This window comes from Dechloromonas sp. HYN0024 (assembly GCF_003441615.1).
Lineage (GTDB): Bacteria > Pseudomonadota > Gammaproteobacteria > Burkholderiales > Rhodocyclaceae > Azonexus.
This window is the reverse complement of record NZ_CP031842.1, coordinates 2,611,656-2,630,282: the sequence shown is the minus strand read 5'-3', so window position 1 is coordinate 2,630,282 and position 18,627 is coordinate 2,611,656. Positions and strand designations below refer to the sequence as shown.

Here is an 18,627-nt window from a genome sequence, read left to right as displayed (position 1 = left end):
ATCCGCCATGTCCCAGAAGAACGCCGCTGATATGCCCATCAAAATCCCGAATATCGGCTTGCTGGCCGTCCTTGCTGCACTGGCCTTGCCGGCGCAGGCGGTAGACCTGACCTGGTCCGGTTTTGCCACGGCCGGCCTGGCTTTTTCCGACAAGCCCTACACCTATCAACGCTTTATCGATGAGCGTGGCACCTTCAAGCGGGACAGTATTTTCGGCGCCCAGCTCGACGCCCGTCTATCGCAGCAATGGAGCGCCACCGTGCAGGCCAAGGTGGCCCCCTCGGATCATTCCGACAGCGACTGGCAGGCCTCGCTGGCCTGGGCCTTCGTGTCGTGGCGGCCGAGCGATGACTGGCTGTTCCGGGCGGGCAAGATACGCCTGCCGATGATGCTCAACACGGAAAATCACGACGTCGGCTCAACCTTCGATTTCGCCCGCCTGCCGCAGGAGGTGTACTCGATGTCGCCCCTGACCGACATAGTCGGGCTGGGGGTCAGCAAGACCTGGTTTGGCGAGAGCATGGACTGGATTGCCGAAGCCTATGCCGGCAAGGTGAAGACCTACTGGCGCTATTACGGGCGGGAAATGACGCCGGACCAGCACAGCGCCGGCAGCTGGTTCCTGTCGTATGACTTCAAGAGCAGCGGCCTCGTTTTAACGGCGCGCAGCCTCGACAACACCTTTCGCCTTGGCGCCCATCGCGTCGAAATAACGCGGGAGGGGGGGAAGATCGGGCGCCCGATCGTTAACCTCGGTGGCGTTTATCAGTTTGGCGACGGCGGCGACGAAAAGGTTATCGTGCCCCTGATCACGGCCGGGGCCAGTGTGATGTTGCCAGCCAATGTCAGGTTGATGGGCGAATATGCCTGGCTCAAGGTGGATAGTTCCAGTGAGGGACTGAATCGCTGGGGTGCCTATCTTTCCCTGTCCAAGCGAATCGGCGTGTGGACCCCTTATGTCTATTATGCGACCGCAAAATCCCGTGATTCGGCCCTCCAGAAATATCAGCGCATCAACAGCAATGTCGTTCCGGCCCCTTACGCCGCGTCGCAGAAATTCATGGCCGATATCATCTCGCCGTACGATCAATCGACGGCTGCGCTCGGCACCAGTTATCGCCTGACATCGAGCAGCCTGATCAAGACTGAATGGTCACAAGTCAATACCGGTGTTGCCTCCAGTCTGGTCGATGCCCCGTCCGGGGGTGACAGCGCAAACAAGCGGATCAATGTGTTTTCGATGTCGTATAACGTGACCTTCTGAGCGCCATGTTGAAGCGCGTTCTCCTCTTCCTGCTGGTCGCCTCCCTGCCCATTGCCGGGCTGGCTGAGGAGGCGATCGTCTTCATCGGGAATGGTGGGCTGCCCAGAACCGATCAGTCGTCGCTGCAGCGGCTGTATACCGGGCGGGTTGTTTCGCTCGGCGAGCAGCAGGCGATTCCGGTCAATTTCCCGGCCGGACATCCCTTGCGCGAACGTTTTCTGGCCACCGTGATGGGGCAGAATGAAGAGCAGTACACCGGCTATTGGCTAGTCCGTCGCTATGTCGGCAAAGGTGCGCCGCCCAAGGAGTTGGCGGATGTCGACGCGGTAGTCGCCTATGTCCAGGCGACGCCCGGTGCCGTCGGCTATGTCCCCTTGTCGAAAGTGCCGGCCGGCGGCAATGTGATCTTCCGGCGTTAACGGCTAGCTTTTTTCTGCCGGAGTGATAAGCTGAATTCGTGTCGTGGTTTGCAGCAAGCCCGGCATGTCATGGGTGTCCCCGCTGCGCTGCTGGAGATTCTATGGCAGGTTTCAATAGAAGTTTTCTTGAGATGACCGTGTAGTACTCCGTAACGGCGAATAGCCGAAATGCCCCAGCCGACAGAGCCGGGGCTGCAGTAACCGAAGCCCGTGCCTGAAACGCATGGGCTTCACGCTTTCAGGGATTGAGAATGTCCATTCAACGTCACGGTACGACCCGCCGCTATTCCGATAGTGTTGTTCATGCCGGTACGGTTTATCTGGTCGAGGTTCCAGCCAATCTCGATAGCGATGTGGCCGCCCAAACCGACAATGTTCTCACCAGCGTGGACCGTCTTTTAGCGCAGGCGGGGAGTGACCGTAGCCGTTTGTTGATGGTGACAATCTATCTCGCCGACATGGCCGATTACGAGGCCATGAACGTCGTCTGGGATGCCTGGGTGCCGGCAGGCCATGCACCCACCCGCGCCTGCGTGCAGGCCCGGCTGTCACATGAAAAATACCGGGTTGAAGTGGTGCTGACGGCCGCTGTCACTCAGGCCTGAACTTCGGCATCGCAGTCGCAACCTTGACCGGCGGCAATCCACCTGGCAAGCAGCCTTTTGGCAGCCGAGGTGGCGAGACCGGGCAGCCAGGGCAGATATTTTTTCGGATCGACAAGCAGGCCGCAGTGATAGCGCCGGTCATCGGTTGACCAGTGCAGGGCCGGACAGAGGCCTTGCCCCTGCCGGAAGCGCAGACGGGCCGCCGGGCAGGTTTCCAGTGCGCAGCAAACACCGCAGCCATTGCAGGGCTGGCCTTCGGCTGGCTTGGCCGGGGCCTCGCGGTGAAGGTGGATGATCTGCTCGTGCATGTTCAGTGCCGGCCGGCGCTTAGCGTCGGCTCAGGAAAAGTTCGGGATCAACCGGCGTGTTGTTGAGGATCACCGCCCAGTGCAGGTGCGGGCCGGTGACCCGTCCGGTGGCTCCGACCGCGCCGATGGGCTCCCCCTTTTTGACGGCTTGCCCGGCGCGAACGTCGGTGCGGGAGAGGTGCATGTAGGCGGTAATCAGTCCCTGACCGTGATCGATGAAAACGGTGTTGCCGTTGAAGAAATAATCGCCGACGTTGGCGACGACGCCATCGGCTGGTGCGGAGACGGGGGCGCCGGTGCCGACGGCGACATCGAGGCCGGCGTGCGGGTTGCGTGGCAGGCCGTTGAATATGCGGCGCAGGCCGAAGCGTGACGAGAGAGGGCCCTTGGCGGGTAGCGCGAAGTCGGTGGCCGGTGCCGGGTCGGAAAAGCGGCGCTTGATCGCTTCGGTGATTTTCTGCTCGCGTTCGATACGGACCAGATCGTCCGGATTGGGTTCGACCTTGCGCTTGTCCTTGATGGTCAGGCGTTGTTCCGGATAACTTTTGACCTGGATGGCGACTGTCCGTGGGGTGGTGGTGGCTCCGGCAGAAATACGGATTTCCAGCTCGCCGGGCAGCGTGTCGAGTGGAATGCCGAACAGCGCAAACCAGCGTCCTTTGTCGCCCACCACGGCGATCGGCTGTTCGCCCCAGCGGGCCGTCGGGGCGGCACTTCCGGCGGGGCCCAGATCGATGACGGCGACGCCGCCCGGTACCGGTGAATGCTGCGGCAGGGCTGCCGCGCCCAGGCTGCCGGTGAGCAGCAGAGCGCTGGCCAGAAGGTGGATCCGTTTCAGAGTTGGGCCGCCTTGAAGGTATTGCACTGGTTCATGTCGCCGCTTTCAAAGCCGACCTTGAACCAACGGACCCGCTGCGCCGATGTGCCATGGGTAAAGCTTTCCGGCACGATGCGCCCCTGCGCCTGTTGCTGGAGTTTATCGTCACCGATGGCCGAGGCGGCGGTCAGCGCGGCTTCCAGGTCGCCCGGTTCGAGCACGCCCTTCATGGTGTCGGTGCGCTTGCCCCAGACGCCGGCCAGACAGTCGGCCTGCAGTTCCATACGGACGGAAAGGGCATTGGCCTCGACCTTGCCGGCGCGTTGCCGGGCCTGGTGCACCTTGTCGGCGATGCCGAGCAGATTTTGCACATGGTGGCCGACTTCGTGCGCAATCACATAGGCCTGGGCGAATTCGCCGGGCGCGTGGAAGCGGCTTTTCAGCTCCTGATAGAAGGCGAGGTCGATATACACCTTGTGGTCACCCGGGCAGTAGAAGGGGCCCATCGCCGTCTGGCCAGTCCCACAGGCGGTCGGCGTCGCGCCGGTGAACAGGACAAGCTTGGGTTTTTCGTACTGGCGACCATTGGCGCGGAAAACCTCGGTCCAGGTGTCTTCGGTCGAGGCCAGAACCCTGGATACAAAGTGGGCCATCTGGTCGTTGGCCGGTGCCGGATGCGGGCGCGGCGCACTTTGTTCAATGGCCGGCATGCCGCCGCCGCTGAGCATGTTGAGCACGGTCATCGGATTGATGCCGAGGAAATAGCTGGCAACCAGCGCAATGACGATGGTTCCAAGGCCCATGCGGCCGCCACCAAAGCTCAGGCCACCGCCGCCGCCATCGCCCCGGCGATCTTCGAGGTTGTCGCTTTCGCGTTGGTCATCCATGCGCATGCTGTTGTTCCTTAGCGGTATTGGTTGATGGCGTCACGGGTTTCCAGCGCGACACGGCGGGCCGCAGCGGCATAATCGGCATCCTTGCCGGCATAGAGAATGGCACGTGACGAGTTGATCATCAGGCCAGTGGCATTTTTTGTCTGGCCGGCCCTGACGGTGGCTTCGATGTCGCCGCCCTGGGCGCCGATACCCGGCACCAGCAATGGCACGTCGCCAACGATGGCGCGGACGCGGGCGATCTCAGCCGGGAAGGTGGCGCCGACGACGAGGCTGATCTGGCCGGAGGTGTTCCACTCGCCAGCAGCGAGACGGGCGACCCGCTCGTAGAGCTTTTCGCCACCGACATCGAGGAACTGCAGGTCGGAGCCGCCGGGGTTGGAGGTGCGGCAGAGCAGGATGACACCCTTGTCCGGGTAGGCCAGGTAGGGATCGACCGAGTCGCGGCCCATGTAGGGGTTTACCGTGACGGCATCGGCCTGGTAGCGCTCGAAGGCCTCGACGGCGTATTGCTCGGCGGTCGAGCCAATGTCGCCGCGTTTTGAATCGAGAATGACCGGAATGCCGGGATGCTTGGTGTGGATATGGGCGATCAGGGCTTCCAGCTGGTCTTCAGCGCGGCGGGCAGCGAAGTAGGCGATCTGTGGCTTGAACGAACAGACGAGATCGGCCGTGGCATCAACGATGGCGGCGCAGAATTCGAAAATCGCGTCGTCACGGCCCTTGAGATGGGCGGGAAACTTGGCCGGATCGGGGTCGAGGCCGACGCAGAGCAGTGAGTTGTTTTTTTGCCAGGCGGCAGTCAGTTGTTCGATAAAGGTCATGCGACGTCCTTGTGCTTTTCAGACGGTAAATAACGGGAAAATTTTTCTGGCAGCAGGCAATTTTGCAGGCTGCGCTGGGTGAACAGGAAGCGGCCGTCGCAGACGAAACCGAGTTGCTGCCAGTCGACTTCCTTGTTCAGCATCATCGTGCACTCGATCAGATCGCGGCGGGCAATCCGCGTATTCTTCGGGAACAGGGCGAGGATGGCACCATCGAAGCTGTGGCAGTCGTGCAGGAAGAACGGTTCCGGCTTGCGCGTCCGGCCATTGACGTAGATGCGCGGCAGTTCGCTGACTGGAAAAGCGCGGCCCCACTGCCACCAGTTGCGTTCATCAAATTTGCGGACGCGACGGGCGAGCAGTTCGTCCTTGTGCTTGTCGAGATGCGGATGTTTGATGCCGTACAGCATGCGGCGTGTTTCGCCGGTTTCCACTGTCTTCGAATAGACGAACTCCATGTTGCCCTTGGGGTGGGCGTAGAGGTGGTCGGCCCCGGAGACGGCCCCGACCTTGACGGCAAAGACGTCGGCAAAGCGTACGGCATGATCGTCGCGCAGGAACATCAATTGCCCATCGGCTTCGACAAAGCGACGGCCGTCGGCCATGCGGCGATCGGTGCGGCCTTTTTCAAAACGGAAAATGGCGCAGTTCGGGGTATGGCTACCGAAGACCCGGACGTCCCCGGTTTCGTAAAAGTGCGTGATGCTGCCCTGCGCGTAAAGCCAGGCATTGAGCTTCTTGGCGGCGGTTAGCTTGATGAACTCGCGGGGTACGATGAAAACCAGTTCGCCGCCCGGCTTGAGGTGGCGGATACACTTTTCGATGAAGAACAGGAACAGGTTGCTGCGCGCATCGAAGAGCTCGGACTTCAGCCGTTTTTTGGTATTGGCCGAGACATCCTGGAAGCGCACGTAAGGCGGATTGCCGATGATGGTGTCGAACTGCTCGCTGAGCGGGTAGGCAAAGAAGTCGCGAACCTGTGCGCCGGCGGGGGCGACCCGTGGGTCGACCTCGATGCCGACGCAATCGGCCTGCCTTGTCGTCAGTTGGTTAAAGAATGCGCCGTCGCCGGCTGATGGCTCAAGGGTTCGCCCCTTGTTCGCACACAGGTCGAGCATGAAATTCACCACGTTGGGCGGGGTGAAGACCTGGCCGAGTTGTTCGACGTCACGAGACATGGTTCAGTCCGTCTGGCGATCTTCGGTGCTGGGGGCCGGTTGGGCGGCGGGGCGAGGCGCTTCCGCCCGTTCCTTTTTTTCCCAGTAACGGGTGTTCTTGCTCTCATCGGCAAAGCGGTAGCGCCCGTAAAGCTCGCAGCCCTTCATGCCAGGATTGCACGGCAAGTTATTGATTTTGAGGCAACGATCATTGACCTCGTGCGGGCAACCCCATCCACCCCCCATCGCGCTAGCTCGACTTGCCCCAGGAGTCCTTCAGGGTGACCGCCCGGTTGAAGACGGGGGCGCCCGCCTTGGAGTCCACCCGGTCGGCGACGAAGTAACCGTGGCGTTCGAACTGGAAGCGTTCTTCCGGCCTGGCGTCCTTCAGGCAGGCTTCGAGCTGGGCGGTGATGGTCTGGCAGGAATCCACGTTCATGTCGTCAAGGAAATCACGCTCTACATCCGGCGCGTCACCGTCGCGCCGGGCACCGGGGGCGGGCACCTTGAACAGGCGTTCGTAGAGGCGGATTTCAGCCTGGTAGGCGTGGGCTGCCGAGACCCAGTGCAGGTTGCCCTTGACCTTGACGCTGTCGGCGCCGGGCGTGCCGGACTTGGTGTCGGGCAGGTAATTGCAATGGACGGCGATGACCTTGCCGTGTTCATCCTTGTCGCAGCCCGTGCATTCGACCACATAGCCGTAACGCAGACGGGCCATGTTGCCGGGGAAGAGGCGACGGAAGCCCTTGCTCGGGACTTCCATGAAATCCTCGCCTTCAATCCACAACTCGCGGCTGAACGGTATGCTGCGCTGGCCGAGTTCCGGATGCAGCGGATGGTTTGGCGCGAAGCATTCTTCGACCACGTCTTGCGGATAGTTGTCGATGATCAGTTTGACCGGGTCGAGCACGGCGATACGGCGCTGGTCAGACTCGTTCATGACTTCGCGCATGGCGTCTTCAAACAGCACGTAGTCGATCAGGGAATCGTTCTTCGATACGCCGATACGGTCCGCGAAGAGGCGGAACCCCTCGGCCGAATAGCCACGTCGGCGGGCACCGACGAGGGTCGGCATGCGCGGGTCGTCCCAGCCGCTGACGTGCTTTTCATCGACCAGCTGGATCAGCTTGCGCTTGGAGAGCACGACGTAAGTCAGGTTGAGGCGCGAGAACTCGATCTGCTGCGGCAGGGGGCGCTGCAACAGGCCCGCCTCGGCGAGACGTTCGAGCAGCCAGTCGTAGAATGGCCGCTGGTCCTCGAATTCGAGCGTGCAGATCGAGTGGGTGATGTTTTCCAGCGCATCCTCGATCGGGTGGGCGAAGGTGTACATCGGGTACACGCAGTACTTGTCGCCGGTGTTGTGGTGCGTGGCATGGCGGATGCGGTAGATGGCCGGATCGCGCAGGTTGATGTTGGGTGCCGCCATGTCGATCTTGGCGCGCAGGATGTGCATGCCATCGGCGAATTCGCCTGCCTGCATGCGCTTGAACAAATCCATGTTATCGGCGACCGAGCGCTCGCGGAAGGGCGAGTTCTTGCCCGGCTGGGTCAGTGTGCCCCGGTTGGCGCGCATGTCCTCGGCGCTCTGGCTGTCGACATAGGCGTGACCAGCGGCGATCAGTGCCTCGGCGCATTGCAGCATCCAGTCAAAATAGTTGGAGGCGTAGTAAAGATTGGTTTCGCCATCTTTCTCCCACGAGCAACCGAGCCATTTGACGGCATCGATGATCGAGTCGACGTATTCCTGATCTTCCTTCTCGGGATTGGTGTCATCGAAACGCAGGTGGCAGCGGCCGCCGTATTGCTGGGCGAGGCCGAAATTGAGGAGGATGGACTTGGCGTGGCCGAAGTGCAGGTAGCCGTTCGGCTCGGGTGGGAAACGGGTGCGCAGCTTGGCGGCGTCGAGCGGTGCGGCTGCATGATCGGCGGCCGTTCCTGGGTGGCCGGCCCAGTGGCGCTGGGCGTGCTTGCCGGTAGCGAGGTCGGCTTCGACGATGTTCCTGATGAAATTGGCGGCGGGGGCTGGCGTATTGGCGGGCGGGTTGGGTCTGCTCACGGTAAAACCTCTGATTTCAATCACGCCATTTTAACGGTTGGTGCCTTGAAACCGCTAAAATTCGACTCATGTTTGTATTGCATAATCTCTCTGCGCTCAATTTTCTGGCCGTCGGCTTTGGTGCCGCGCTTGGCGCATGGGCGCGCTGGTTTCTCGGGCTGGCCCTCAATCCACTGTTCCTGGCCTTGCCGCTCGGCACGCTGGCAGCCAATGTGATCGGGGGTTATCTGGTCGGTGTGGCGGTCGGTTTGTTTCATCTCAATACCCATTTTCCGCTGGCCTGGAAGCTGTTTGCCATTACCGGCTTTCTCGGCGGTCTGACGACTTTTTCGACCTTCTCGGCCGAAGTCGTCGAGCGCCTGCTGGCCGGTCAGCCAGCCTGGGCCATCGGCCTGGCTTCGGTCCATCTGGCGGGTTCCCTGGCGGCGACCTATCTGGGTCTGCTGACCGTTGGCGCGACGCGTATCTGGGCCTGAGTTCTGGCGGATTTTCCAGGTTGAATCAAACCACGTAAAACAGAATGGCGATGAAGTGCATCAGGCTGCCGGCGATGACGAACAGGTGCCAGATGCCATGCCAGTGGCGGAAGCGTTCATCGAAGGCAAAGAAAATGATGCCGACGGTGTAGAACACGCCCCCCGCCGCCAGCCAGATAAATCCGGCCAGGCCGAGGCTGGCCAGCAGCGGTTTGATGGCGACCAGCACGATCCAGCCCATCACCGCGTAAATGACCAGCGACAGGATGCGAGCTTCGGAACGCGGTTTGATTTCCTGCAGCATGCCGATGACCGCCAGTGTCCACACCACACCAAACAGCGACCAACCCCAGGGGCCGTGCAGGCTGATCAGGCAGAACGGCGTGTAGCTGCCGGCGATCAGCAGATAGATTGACAGATGGTCAAGCTTGCGCAGGACGCGCTTGAGTGGGCCGCGCACGCTGTGATAAATGGTCGAGATGCTATAGAGCGTGACCAGTGTTACGCCATAGATGGCCATGCTGGCTGTCTTCAGTGGGTCTCCGCTGAACGTCGCCACAACGACCAGCCAGATGGCCCCGGTCAGGGCCAGCAGGGCACCGAACAGGTGGGTCCAGGCATTGAAGCGTTCACCGTGATACATCGGATTCTTTGCGCTCTGCTAGGCGTACGGCGGCAGGGCTGGTTCCGTCAGGTAAGCCTCCAGCGGCTGGTCATACTCCTTGAAGTGGGCAAGCAATGCTTGGTGGATTTGCTCGATGCCTTCAATGGCCAGTACGCAGTTTCTATCTTCCGAGAATACAACCCGGACGCTCTTCAGTTGGCGCGCAATGGCCGTGTGTGCCTGATTGTGTGCGCTACGGTGGGCGGCTGGCACCCGCTCATCCATCAGCATGGATTCGATGAGGATATGTTTCAGGGTGCTTTCAACGAAGGAACGGGTCAGTTGTTCGATGTTGCCATGGCAGACGCCTTGCCGGGTGGTGTCACAGGTGGCGCAACTGGCCGTTGGACCCGGATAGGTACATGCGGCCCGGATGCGCTCGATGAGGGCGAGCATGCGCTCATGGTCACGGCCCATCCTTTCGATTGCATCTTCTCCAATCGTTGCCATCAATACATCCCTTCCGAGAATGCTTTGCGCTACAGAAATGTGACGAGACTGAAAGGATCATCATGCCGGATTTATCCAGCCATGTCCGGAAATTTCACACAAGGTGCTGCGTTTAGGCTGCGTCTTTGCTAAACAGTTCCGGGCAAAGTGTCTGGCGTTGTGTGGGGGAGGGTTGAACGTGGTGGCGACCGTGAAACGAAATTGAAACATCGGCGTAAGAGAATGGCCGAGCCGACTTTTACCTTTTGGAGATTGCCATGCGTTCCCTGATCATTGCCGCCGCCCTTGCCCTCACCCTGGCTGCCTGTGCCACCCAGACCACCCCGCCCGCCGCCGCCCCGGTTCCTGCTGCCGTGCCGGTCGCTGCCGCCCCGGCCCCCGCGCCGAAGGCGCCGGAATGCTATAACGGGGATGCTGGCAAGTTTGAAGCCGTTGGCACCGTCTCGTCGATTTCCGGCGTCAAGGTCGTCTGCGAAAAGACCAGCGATGGCAAAAATGCGCAGTGGATGGGTGTCAAGAAGTAAGCAGCTGTTTGGCTGAGAAAAGCGCCGTCCCGTGGGGCGGCGTTTTGCATGGTGGGGACCTAGCGCGCACGGAATATAATTCGGCCCCATGGCTCAACACCCAGCAAACAACACCCGGTCGCGGCGTACCGACCTTCCTCCTGATGTTCTGACTGCCGATGCCCGGCGATTGAGTACGCTGGCTCGCGATCTGCGGCAGTCGGCAGACCACAAAAAAGAGAAGGTTCAGGCCGATCTGGCCGCCTTGCTCGCCCGCTCCCAGGCTGCCGTAGCGGAGCGCCGCGCCCGCCTGCCGAAGCCCGAATTCCAGAGCGATCTGCCGGTCAATGAGCGGCGCGGCGATATTGCTGAATTGATCACGAAACATCAGGTGGTGATCGTCTGCGGTGAAACCGGCTCGGGCAAGACCACCCAGTTACCGAAGATTTGTCTTGATCTCGGTCTTGGCGCACGCGGTCTGATCGGTCACACGCAGCCGCGTCGGCTTGCCGCCCGTTCGGTGGCAACACGGCTGGCGCAGGAGTTGAAGACCCAGGTTGGGGCAGGGGTTGGCGTCAAGATCCGTTTCCAGGATCGCTCCAGCCCGGAGAGCTGGGTCAAGCTGATGACCGACGGCATCCTGCTTGCCGAGTCGCAGTCTGATCCCTATTTGAACGCCTACGAGGCGATCATCATCGACGAGGCGCACGAGCGCAGCCTGAACATTGACTTCCTGCTCGGCTATTTGAAGCAGTTGCTGGCCAAACGTCCCGACCTCAAGGTCATCATTACCTCGGCGACCATCGATGCCGAGCGTTTTTCGCAGCATTTCGCCCAGCACGGCAAGCCGGCGCCGGTGATCGAAGTGTCCGGCCGGCTCTACCCGGTCGAGGTGCGTTACCGGCCGGTCGAGGACCTCGAGAAGAAGGATGACGAGCGTGATCTCTACGACGCGATTGTCGATGCGGCTGATGAGGTGGCCCGGCTGGGCAGTGGCGACATTCTTGTTTTTCTGCCCGGCGAGCGGGAAATCCGCGAGGCAGCGGAGGCTTTGCGCAAGCATGCGCTGGCTCGGCCGGGATTGTCGTCGGCGCATGCGCCGGAAATCCTGCCGCTGTTTTCGCGCCTGTCGGCTGGTGATCAGGACCGTATTTTCAAGCCCTCGGGCGGCCAGCGGCGCATTGTGCTGGCGACCAACGTGGCGGAAACCTCGCTCACCGTACCGGGAATCCGCTATGTGATCGACACCGGGCTGGCCCGCGTCAAGCGTTACTCCTACCGCAACAAGGTTGAGCAGTTGCAGATCGAGAAAGTCTCGCAGGCTGCAGCCCGCCAGCGGGCCGGGCGTTGCGGCCGGGTCGCGGCGGGTGTCTGTATTCGTCTCTACGACGAACTTGATTTCAACGCCCGGCCACCTTTCACCGATCCGGAAATCCTGCGTTCCAGCCTGGCCGGTGTCATCCTGCGCATGAAGTCGCTGCGCCTGACCGATGTCGAGAGCTTTCCCTTCATCGAGCCGCCGCCGGCCAAGGCGATTGCCGACGGCTATGCGCTCCTGCAGGAGCTTGGCGCGCTCAACGACGACAATGTGTTGACGCCAATTGGCGCGTCGCTGGCCAAATTACCGCTCGATCCGCGCATTGGCCGCATGCTGGTTGCGGCGCGTGATCTCGGTTGCCTGAAGGAAGTGATGGTCATCGCCGCCGGCCTCTCGGCGCAGGACCCGCGTGAACGTCCGCAGGAGCGTCAGCAGGCGGCTGACGAAAAACATAAGTTGTTTGGCGACGAGAAGTCGGAATTCCTCGGCTGGTGGAAGCTCTGGAACTGGTTCCAGAATGCCGTCGAGCACAAGAAGTCGAACAAGCAGCTGATCGATTCCTGCCACGCGCATTTCCTGTCCTACCTCCGTCTGCGCGAGTGGCGCGAGGTGCATGGACAGTTGCATGCGATGGTGACCGAACTTGGCTGGAAGGAAAGCGACCTGCCCGGTACCTACGACGCCATCCATCAGGCCCTGCTTGCCGGCTTGCTCGGCAATCTTGGTTGCAAGGCCGACGAGTCGGGTTTCTATCTTGGCGCGCGGGGTATCCGTTACCTGATCCACCCCTCGTCGCCGCTGCAAAAGAAGGCTGGCAAGTGGATCATGGCGGCCGAGATCACCGAGACGACGCGCCTCTTCGGCCGCTGCGTCGCCCGCATTGAACCGGACTGGCTGGAGAAAGTGGGTGCTCACCTTATAAAGCGCAGCTACTTCGATGCGCACTGGGAAAAGAAGTCCATGCAGGTCTCGGGTTGGGAGCGCACGACGCTTTACGGTGTCGTCATCAACCCCAAGCGACGTATTCATTACGGCCCGCTGGCACCGACCGAAGCGCGGGAAATTTTCATTCGTCAGGGCCTGGTCGGTGAGGAAATTGATGAGGCGTTCGCCAAACGCTGGCCCTTCTTCCAGCACAACCAGAAACTGATTCGCGAGATCGAACATCTCGAACACAAGCAGCGGCGGCAGGATGTACTGGTTGATGACGAACTGATCTTTGCCTTCTACGACTCGCTGATTCCCGAGGGCATCCACAACGGCGCGACCTTCGATCACTGGCGCAAGGAAGCCGAACGCGAGAACGCCAAGCTGCTCTTCCTGTCAAAGGACGACCTGATGCGCCATTCGGCGGCAGGTGTGACGACGGAAGCTTTCCCGCATCACCTCAAGGTCGGCGGCGTCGATTACGCCCTGAGTTACCACTTCGAGCCCGGTTCGCCGCGCGATGGCGTGACCCTGACTCTGCCGCTGGCGCAGTTGAACCAGATTCCGGTCCTGCGCATGGAGTGGCTGGTGCCCGGCCTGCTCAAGGAAAAGCTGGTGCAGTTGATCAAGACACTGCCGCAGAAAATCCGGGCGAAAGTCGTGCCGGTGCCCGAGTTCGTCGAGGAGTTCATCGCGGCAGTGGCCGGCAACGACAAGAAGATGAATCAGGGCCTGATCGGGCCGCTGATCGAACACATCCTCGAAGCGCGTGGGCTGAATGCGCGCGGCTGGGCCGTTACGCCAGATTCCTTCCGGCCCGATGCGCTGCCTCTGCATTTCTCGATGAACTACAAGTTGATCGACGAGCATGGGCGGCAACTCGACATGAACCGCAGTCTGGTCGCCTTACGCGCCGAGTGGGGGCGGGAGGCCAAGCAGGAGTTCGCCGAGTTGCATGAAACGCCGTCCGAATTCACCAATCTGACGGACTGGACTTTTGGCGAGTTGCCGGAATTGATGGAAGTGCCGCTGGCCGGGCAGACGGTGATCGGCTATCCGGCCCTGACCGACGAGGGCGAGAGCGTCAGCCTCAAGGTTTTCGACTCGGCCGAGGAGGCAGCGGCCGAACATCGGGCTGGCCTGCTGCGCCTGTTCATGTTGCAGTTCCGCGACCAGGTGAAGTATTTCGACAAGAACATCCCCGGCTTGAGCCAGATGGCCATGCAGTACATGGCACTGGGTAGCGCCGATGATCTCAAGGCGCAGATCGTCGCCCTGACTTTCGAACGGGCCTGCCTGACCGAGCCACTGCCGACTACGCCGAATGCCTTCAAGAGCCGGTGTGGCGACAGCAAGGCACGGCTTGGGCTGATCATGCAGGAGGTCTGCCGCATGGTCGGGACCGTGCTGACGGAATGGCAGGCGGTGGTCAAGAAGCTTCCGGCCTTCAAGGCGCATGGTCCGGCAGTCAGCGATATCGAGGCGCAAATGAAGCGTCTGATGAGCAAAGACTTCCTGATCGACACCCCGTTCGACCGGCTACAGCAGTACCCGCGCTACTTCAAGGGGATCGGTGTTCGCCTCGACAAGCTCAAGGCCAACCCGGCGCGCGATGCCCAGTTGTTGGCCGAATATCTGCCGCTGTGGACCAACTATGAGCGCCGGGCCATCCAGTTGGCCAAACTCGGGGCGCTTGATCCGCAGGTCGAGCAGTTCCGCTGGTTGCTCGAAGAGTTGCGTGTCGGGTTGTTCGCTCAGGAACTGAGGACGCCGGTGCCGGTGTCGACCAAGCGTCTGCAGAAACAATGGGAAGGGATCAAGAATGGCTGAAGTCATGCTGGCGCTGGCGAGAACCTTCGCCAACCTGAGAAGCGGCCGGGTCTGGTTGTATGTCCTGACCCCGGCGCTGTTTTCCCTGTTGCTCACCATCGGTCTGGCGATCTGGGCGCTCGGTGCCATTGTCCAGCAGATGCTGGACTACCCGCCGATGACCCTGTTGGTCGGCTGGGGACTGGTCTGGCTGGCCCATATCCTTGCCTACCTGGGCGGCTGGATGGCGATTTTCGCCGTCGCTTACCTGGGGGCCTCGCTGTTCGCGGCCATTGTCATCATGCCGCTGATGCTCAAGCATCTGTCGGAAACTGAGTATCGAGACGTTGCCGCCATGGGCCGGGACAGTTTTGTCGCGGCGGCCGGTAATAGTGTCTGGGCGACGCTGTTGTTCATTGCCGGCTGGTTGCTGACCATTCCCTTGTGGCTGATCCCCGGCTTTTCGCTGATCTTGCCGTTGGTCCTGATGGGCTGGCTGAACCGCCGGACTTTCGCCTACGATGCGCTGTCCATGCATGCCACCGCAGGTGAGTGGCAGGAAGTTCGCACCCGTCAGAAAACGCCGCTATTCATGCTTGGCCTGACCATGGCACTGCTTGCCCACATTCCGTTGCTTGGTCTGCTGGTGCCGGCGCTGGCTGCGTTATCCTTCGTTCACTATGGGCTGGAGGCGCTGCGGCAGGCGCGCGGCGGGGCCGTTGTTACCATTGAGGGGGAACGCATATGAGCCGTACCTTTGGCGCTGTCATCATCGGCGACGAGATTCTGTCGGGCAAGCGGCAGGACAAACATTTCGCCAAAATCGCCGAACTGCTCGGGGCGCGCGGTCTGCGCCTGAGTTGGGTGGAGTATCTCGGCGACGACCGCGAACGCTTGGCCGCCACCTTCCGGCGGACAATGGCGGCAGGCGACGTGGTGTTCTCCTGCGGCGGTATCGGCAATACGCCGGACGACCATACCCGGCAGGCCGTAGCGGCGACGCTGGGGGTCGATCTGGCGCTGCATCCGGAAGGCTTCGAGGAATTGAAGGTCCGGTTTGCCGGCGAGGAAATCACCGACAAGCGCAAGTTGCTGGTGACTTTCCCGGCCGGGGTGCAGATCATTCCCAATCCCTTCAACCGCATTCCAGGCTTCATGGCCAACGATCACTATTTTGTGCCGGGCTTTCCGCAAATGGCGCATCCGATGATCGAGTGGGCGCTTGATACGTTTTATCGGGATCAGTTCAAGGCGGTCGGTGGCATGGTCGAGAAGGCTTTTCTGTTGACTGGCCCGACGGCTTACGAAAGTGCCCTGCTCGACCTCATGGAACGCATCGTGGCCGATTACCCGACGCTGCGCCTGTTCTCGCTGCCCTCGCTGGTCGGCAAGGAGCGCAAGCATCTGGAGCTGGGCGTCGAAGGGGCGCCGGAACTGGTTGATCTGGCGATGGAAGAAATCCGTGTCGAGGTTGAGAGGCGCGGCATCCACTGGGTCTGGCGGCCCTGATCCTGGCGAATTGATGGACGTAAAATCTATGGTCAGCCCGATTTTTGCAAGGCAGATTTTGTTTTAAACTAAAGTTGGCTTGCGCAAATCTATCCGGCATCAAATTGGGGAAGTAATTCCCCGTGCCACGATGAGAGCCGCGCCTGGCAATCCTCAATAAACCCTCAGCGTGTGATCGCTGTTTTTATTGTCAGGTTCTTTGCCAGGCCGTTGTGCCGTTTAGTTCATCACGTGATCTACCGTCGCAAAACCAGGTGGGTTACAAAAGGGTGAAGCGTTCCGTCAGATGGTGGCAGCCAGCGAACGGGGTTGATAGTGTGTTCCTTTGGCGAGGATGGCCCAGGCGATCCTCGCCATTTTGTTGGCCAGCGCCTAGGCCACGACATTCGAGTGCCGTCGGCACAGCATGTCCCGTACCCATTCACCGAGCCCATCGCTTCTTGTCTGAATACGTTGCATGATGGTGCGCGCCCCCTGGACGAGCAATCGTCGCAAATTCTTGTCGCCCCGTTTGCTAATGCCGAGCAAGGTCGGTTTGCCCCCAGTGCTGTACTGACGGGGCACCAGACCGATGGAGGCAGCGAACTGGCGAGCATTGGCAAATTGATGGGCATCGCCCAATTCGACCGCCAGAACACTCGCGGTGATCGGCCCAATACCAGGAATCTCCAATAAGCGTTGGCTGCGCTCGTCTTCGGCCAGTTGTTGAGACAATTCGCTCTCGACCGCTTTGATCTGTTCATCCAGATATTTGAAATGCGCACGCAGACGCTCGATGACAGCAATCAGGCGAGGTGGCAGTGCCACTTCATGCTCGGCCAGCACGGCTGGCAAGCGTTTGATGATGGCCGGCCCTTTGGGTAGGCTGATCCCGAATTCCAGCAAGAAGGCGTGGATCTGGTTAGTCGTGGACGTCCGGTCACGCACCAGCGCCTCACGTACGCGATGCGTGGCTGAGATGGTCTGCTGGCTTTCATTGCGCGGACTCACAAAGCGCATGTTCGGTCGGCTCGCCGCTTCGCAGATGGCCTGCGCATCGGCAAAGTCATTCTTGTTGCCTTGGACGAATGGCTTTACAAACTGCGGCGAAATCAATTTCGCCTCGTGGCCCATCGCCGATAAGCGCCGAGCAATCCAGTGCGCTCCAGCACACGCTTCCATCACAACGCGACAAACCGGAAAATTGGACGGCTGCGTCAACATCTGGCTACGCGAGAGTTTCTTACGAAATACCATGCGACCTTGCGCATCTTGCCCATGCAAATGAAAGCAATGCTTACCAAGATCAATGCCAATGATGGTAACCGTGTTCATGATGATGGCCTCCAAAAGGAAAAATCCCCACTCAGCTTACCGCTGGTGGGGATCGGGCTGACCATCTCATTACAACCCGCGATATTCGCGGGTTTTTTGTCAATACCGGGCTGGGATTACTTGGCAGCCTTCTTGGCAGCAGCAGCCGTGGCGCTCTTGGCCGGGGCGGCAACCTTGCCGGCGGCAGCCATGTTGGCTTCAGCGATGTCGGACAGTTGCTTGGCCATGCCGGTCATGTTGTCGAAAGCCTTGGTCGAGGCGTTCAGCATGGACTGCATGGTGGCGGCGAAGACGTCACCACCGACCGGTGCGGAGGACTTGGCCTTGTCGACGGCGCTGGTGGCGTTCTTGGTGAAGGTGCTGTACTGGGCTTCCATGACCGAAGTGACTTCCTTCTGCATTTCGGAAACCAGTTCGTAGACGCTACGCGAGTAGTCCATCCACTTGGCGGCGTTCGGCTGGGCCAGTTCGGTGTTCAGCTTGGCAACAGCATTGGCATCCTTGGCGCTCAGCAGTTGCTGGGTGCCGGCCATGGTGTTGTTGAAGAATTCGCGGGAAGCGGCCATGTTCAGGGCGGTCAGGCGCTCGACGCCGTTGAAGGCGGTGCGCAGCAGGGTCGTCATGACTTCGGCGTTGGCTTTTTGGGCGGCGGTCAGTTGTTCAAAATTCGGGTTGCTCATTGTCATCTCCTTGGTTTTAGTGGTGCGGACAAGCAAAAACCCCCGCCGAGGCGGGGGTTACAGGCAAATTACTTCTTCTTGGAAGCGGCGGCGGTGGCGCCGACAGCCTTGACCGTGGCGTTGGTCGCGGCAGCGACGTTGGCTTCGGTGATTTCAGCAACCTGCTTGGCAGCCTTGTTCATGTTGTCGAAAGCCGAGGTGGCGGCAGCAATGGCCGACTTGACGGCAGCAACGGCAACATCAGAACCAGCCGGAGCAGACTTGGCAGCCTTGTCGAGCAGGCCGGCAACAGTCTTCTGGAAGTCGCCGAACTGGCCTTCGACCATCTTCGACAGTTCTTCCTGGGTCTGGGCCGAGATTTCATACACGGAACGCGAGTAGGCAACGGCCTTTTCGACATTCGGCTGGGCCAGCGAAGCCTGGATGGACAGGGCTTCCTGAACGTCCTTGGCACCCATCAGGGCCTTGGCGCCGGAGACAGAGTCTTCAACCAGCGAACGGGCGGTGTTGAGGTTCAGGGCGGCGATGCGCTCGGCCGAAGCCAGGGCGGTGTTGGCCAGCGACAGCAGGGAATCAACGGTAGCCTTGTTGGCGGAGGCGAATTGCTCGGGGGTGGTGAAGTTGAAAGTCATGG

The 18,627-nt window shown here is 60.7% G+C and carries 19 protein-coding genes and 1 pseudogene; 8 read left to right on the top strand and 12 right to left on the bottom strand.

Annotation, left to right across the window (positions count from 1 at the left end):
- The first annotated feature begins 7 nt into the window (after positions 1–7).
- From HYN24_RS12615 to HYN24_RS12605, 3 genes are all read left to right on the top strand, one after another.
- Positions 8–1,264: a hypothetical protein gene (locus HYN24_RS12615; RefSeq protein WP_117609574.1), complete on the top strand. Its 1,257-nt coding sequence runs from the start codon at positions 8–10 to the stop codon at positions 1,262–1,264.
- A gap of 5 nt (positions 1,265–1,269) precedes the next feature.
- On the top strand, positions 1,270–1,683 hold the full coding sequence (locus tag HYN24_RS12610; RefSeq protein ID WP_117609573.1) for a hypothetical protein: 414 nt from the start codon (positions 1,270–1,272) through the stop codon (positions 1,681–1,683).
- A gap of 251 nt (positions 1,684–1,934) precedes the next feature.
- Positions 1,935–2,288: a RidA family protein gene (locus HYN24_RS12605; protein WP_117609572.1), complete on the top strand. Its 354-nt coding sequence runs from the start codon at positions 1,935–1,937 to the stop codon at positions 2,286–2,288.
- Here HYN24_RS12605 and HYN24_RS12600 read toward each other — a convergent pair.
- From HYN24_RS12600 to HYN24_RS12570, 7 genes are all read right to left on the bottom strand, one after another.
- The gene (locus HYN24_RS12600; RefSeq protein WP_117609571.1) at positions 2,279–2,596 is read right to left on the bottom strand and encodes a hypothetical protein; all 318 of its coding nucleotides are present in this window, start codon (positions 2,594–2,596) and stop codon (positions 2,279–2,281) included. The two genes, HYN24_RS12605 and HYN24_RS12600, sit on opposite strands and share 10 nt — an antisense overlap.
- Positions 2,597–2,615: 19 nt before the next feature.
- Positions 2,616–3,461, bottom strand: a complete 846-nt coding sequence (locus tag HYN24_RS12595) for a peptidoglycan DD-metalloendopeptidase family protein (protein WP_240327672.1) — start codon at positions 3,459–3,461, stop codon at positions 2,616–2,618.
- Positions 3,431–4,306, bottom strand: a complete 876-nt coding sequence (locus tag HYN24_RS12590) for a neutral zinc metallopeptidase (RefSeq protein ID WP_117609570.1) — start codon at positions 4,304–4,306, stop codon at positions 3,431–3,433. The genes HYN24_RS12595 and HYN24_RS12590 overlap by 31 nt, the downstream gene beginning before the upstream one ends.
- Before the next feature lie 11 nt (positions 4,307–4,317).
- The gene (pyrF, locus tag HYN24_RS12585; RefSeq protein ID WP_117609569.1) at positions 4,318–5,130 is read right to left on the bottom strand and encodes an orotidine-5'-phosphate decarboxylase; all 813 of its coding nucleotides are present in this window, start codon (positions 5,128–5,130) and stop codon (positions 4,318–4,320) included.
- A complete protein-coding gene (locus HYN24_RS12580) occupies positions 5,127–6,308 on the bottom strand; it encodes a class I SAM-dependent methyltransferase (protein WP_117609568.1) in 1,182 nt (393 codons plus the stop codon). Before HYN24_RS12580 ends, pyrF begins: the two co-directional genes overlap by 4 nt.
- 3 nt (positions 6,309–6,311) lie before the next feature.
- Entirely contained in the window at positions 6,312–6,455 is a 144-nt protein-coding gene (locus HYN24_RS16185) for a hypothetical protein (RefSeq protein ID WP_240327671.1), read from the bottom strand.
- 82 nt (positions 6,456–6,537) lie between these two features.
- Positions 6,538–8,343, bottom strand: a complete 1,806-nt coding sequence (locus HYN24_RS12570) for a glutamine--tRNA ligase/YqeY domain fusion protein (protein ID WP_117610379.1) — start codon at positions 8,341–8,343, stop codon at positions 6,538–6,540.
- A gap of 68 nt (positions 8,344–8,411) precedes the next feature.
- Between HYN24_RS12570 and crcB the strand changes: the two genes are divergently transcribed.
- On the top strand, positions 8,412–8,819 hold the full coding sequence (gene crcB / locus HYN24_RS12565; protein ID WP_117609566.1) for a fluoride efflux transporter CrcB: 408 nt from the start codon (positions 8,412–8,414) through the stop codon (positions 8,817–8,819).
- 25 nt (positions 8,820–8,844) lie between these two features.
- On the opposite strand, the gene HYN24_RS12560 is transcribed toward crcB, so the two are convergent.
- Positions 8,845–9,462, bottom strand: a complete 618-nt coding sequence (locus HYN24_RS12560) for a hemolysin III family protein (RefSeq protein ID WP_117609565.1) — start codon at positions 9,460–9,462, stop codon at positions 8,845–8,847.
- Positions 9,463–9,480: 18 nt separating this feature from the next.
- The gene (locus HYN24_RS12555) at positions 9,481–9,933 is read right to left on the bottom strand and encodes a hemerythrin domain-containing protein (RefSeq protein ID WP_162888730.1); all 453 of its coding nucleotides are present in this window, start codon (positions 9,931–9,933) and stop codon (positions 9,481–9,483) included.
- A gap of 257 nt (positions 9,934–10,190) precedes the next feature.
- On the opposite strand from HYN24_RS12555, the gene HYN24_RS16055 reads away from it, so the two are divergent.
- The 4 genes from HYN24_RS16055 to HYN24_RS12535 all read left to right on the top strand — a co-directional run bounded on the left by HYN24_RS16055 (position 10,191) and on the right by HYN24_RS12535 (position 15,999).
- The gene (locus HYN24_RS16055; RefSeq protein ID WP_205421388.1) at positions 10,191–10,457 is read left to right on the top strand and encodes a hypothetical protein; all 267 of its coding nucleotides are present in this window, start codon (positions 10,191–10,193) and stop codon (positions 10,455–10,457) included.
- An 88-nt stretch (positions 10,458–10,545) separates the two neighbouring features.
- The gene (gene hrpA, locus HYN24_RS12545) at positions 10,546–14,511 is read left to right on the top strand and encodes an ATP-dependent RNA helicase HrpA (RefSeq protein WP_117609563.1); all 3,966 of its coding nucleotides are present in this window, start codon (positions 10,546–10,548) and stop codon (positions 14,509–14,511) included.
- The gene (locus HYN24_RS12540) at positions 14,504–15,238 is read left to right on the top strand and encodes an EI24 domain-containing protein (protein ID WP_117609562.1); all 735 of its coding nucleotides are present in this window, start codon (positions 14,504–14,506) and stop codon (positions 15,236–15,238) included. Before hrpA ends, HYN24_RS12540 begins: the two co-directional genes overlap by 8 nt.
- Positions 15,235–15,999, top strand: coding sequence for a molybdopterin-binding protein (locus HYN24_RS12535; RefSeq protein WP_117609561.1), 765 nt, complete (start codon positions 15,235–15,237; stop codon positions 15,997–15,999). The genes HYN24_RS12540 and HYN24_RS12535 overlap by 4 nt, the downstream gene beginning before the upstream one ends.
- A gap of 282 nt (positions 16,000–16,281) precedes the next feature.
- Here HYN24_RS12535 and HYN24_RS12530 read toward each other — a convergent pair.
- The 3 genes and pseudogenes from HYN24_RS12530 to HYN24_RS12520 form a co-directional block, all read right to left on the bottom strand.
- Positions 16,282–17,313 (bottom strand): annotated as a pseudogene (locus HYN24_RS12530) (IS110 family transposase).
- A gap of 116 nt (positions 17,314–17,429) precedes the next feature.
- Entirely contained in the window at positions 17,430–17,993 is a 564-nt protein-coding gene (locus HYN24_RS12525; RefSeq protein WP_117609560.1) for a phasin family protein, read from the bottom strand.
- A gap of 68 nt (positions 17,994–18,061) precedes the next feature.
- Positions 18,062–18,625, bottom strand: a complete 564-nt coding sequence (locus tag HYN24_RS12520) for a phasin family protein (protein WP_117609559.1) — start codon at positions 18,623–18,625, stop codon at positions 18,062–18,064.
- Between the last annotated feature and the right edge of the window lie 2 nt (positions 18,626–18,627).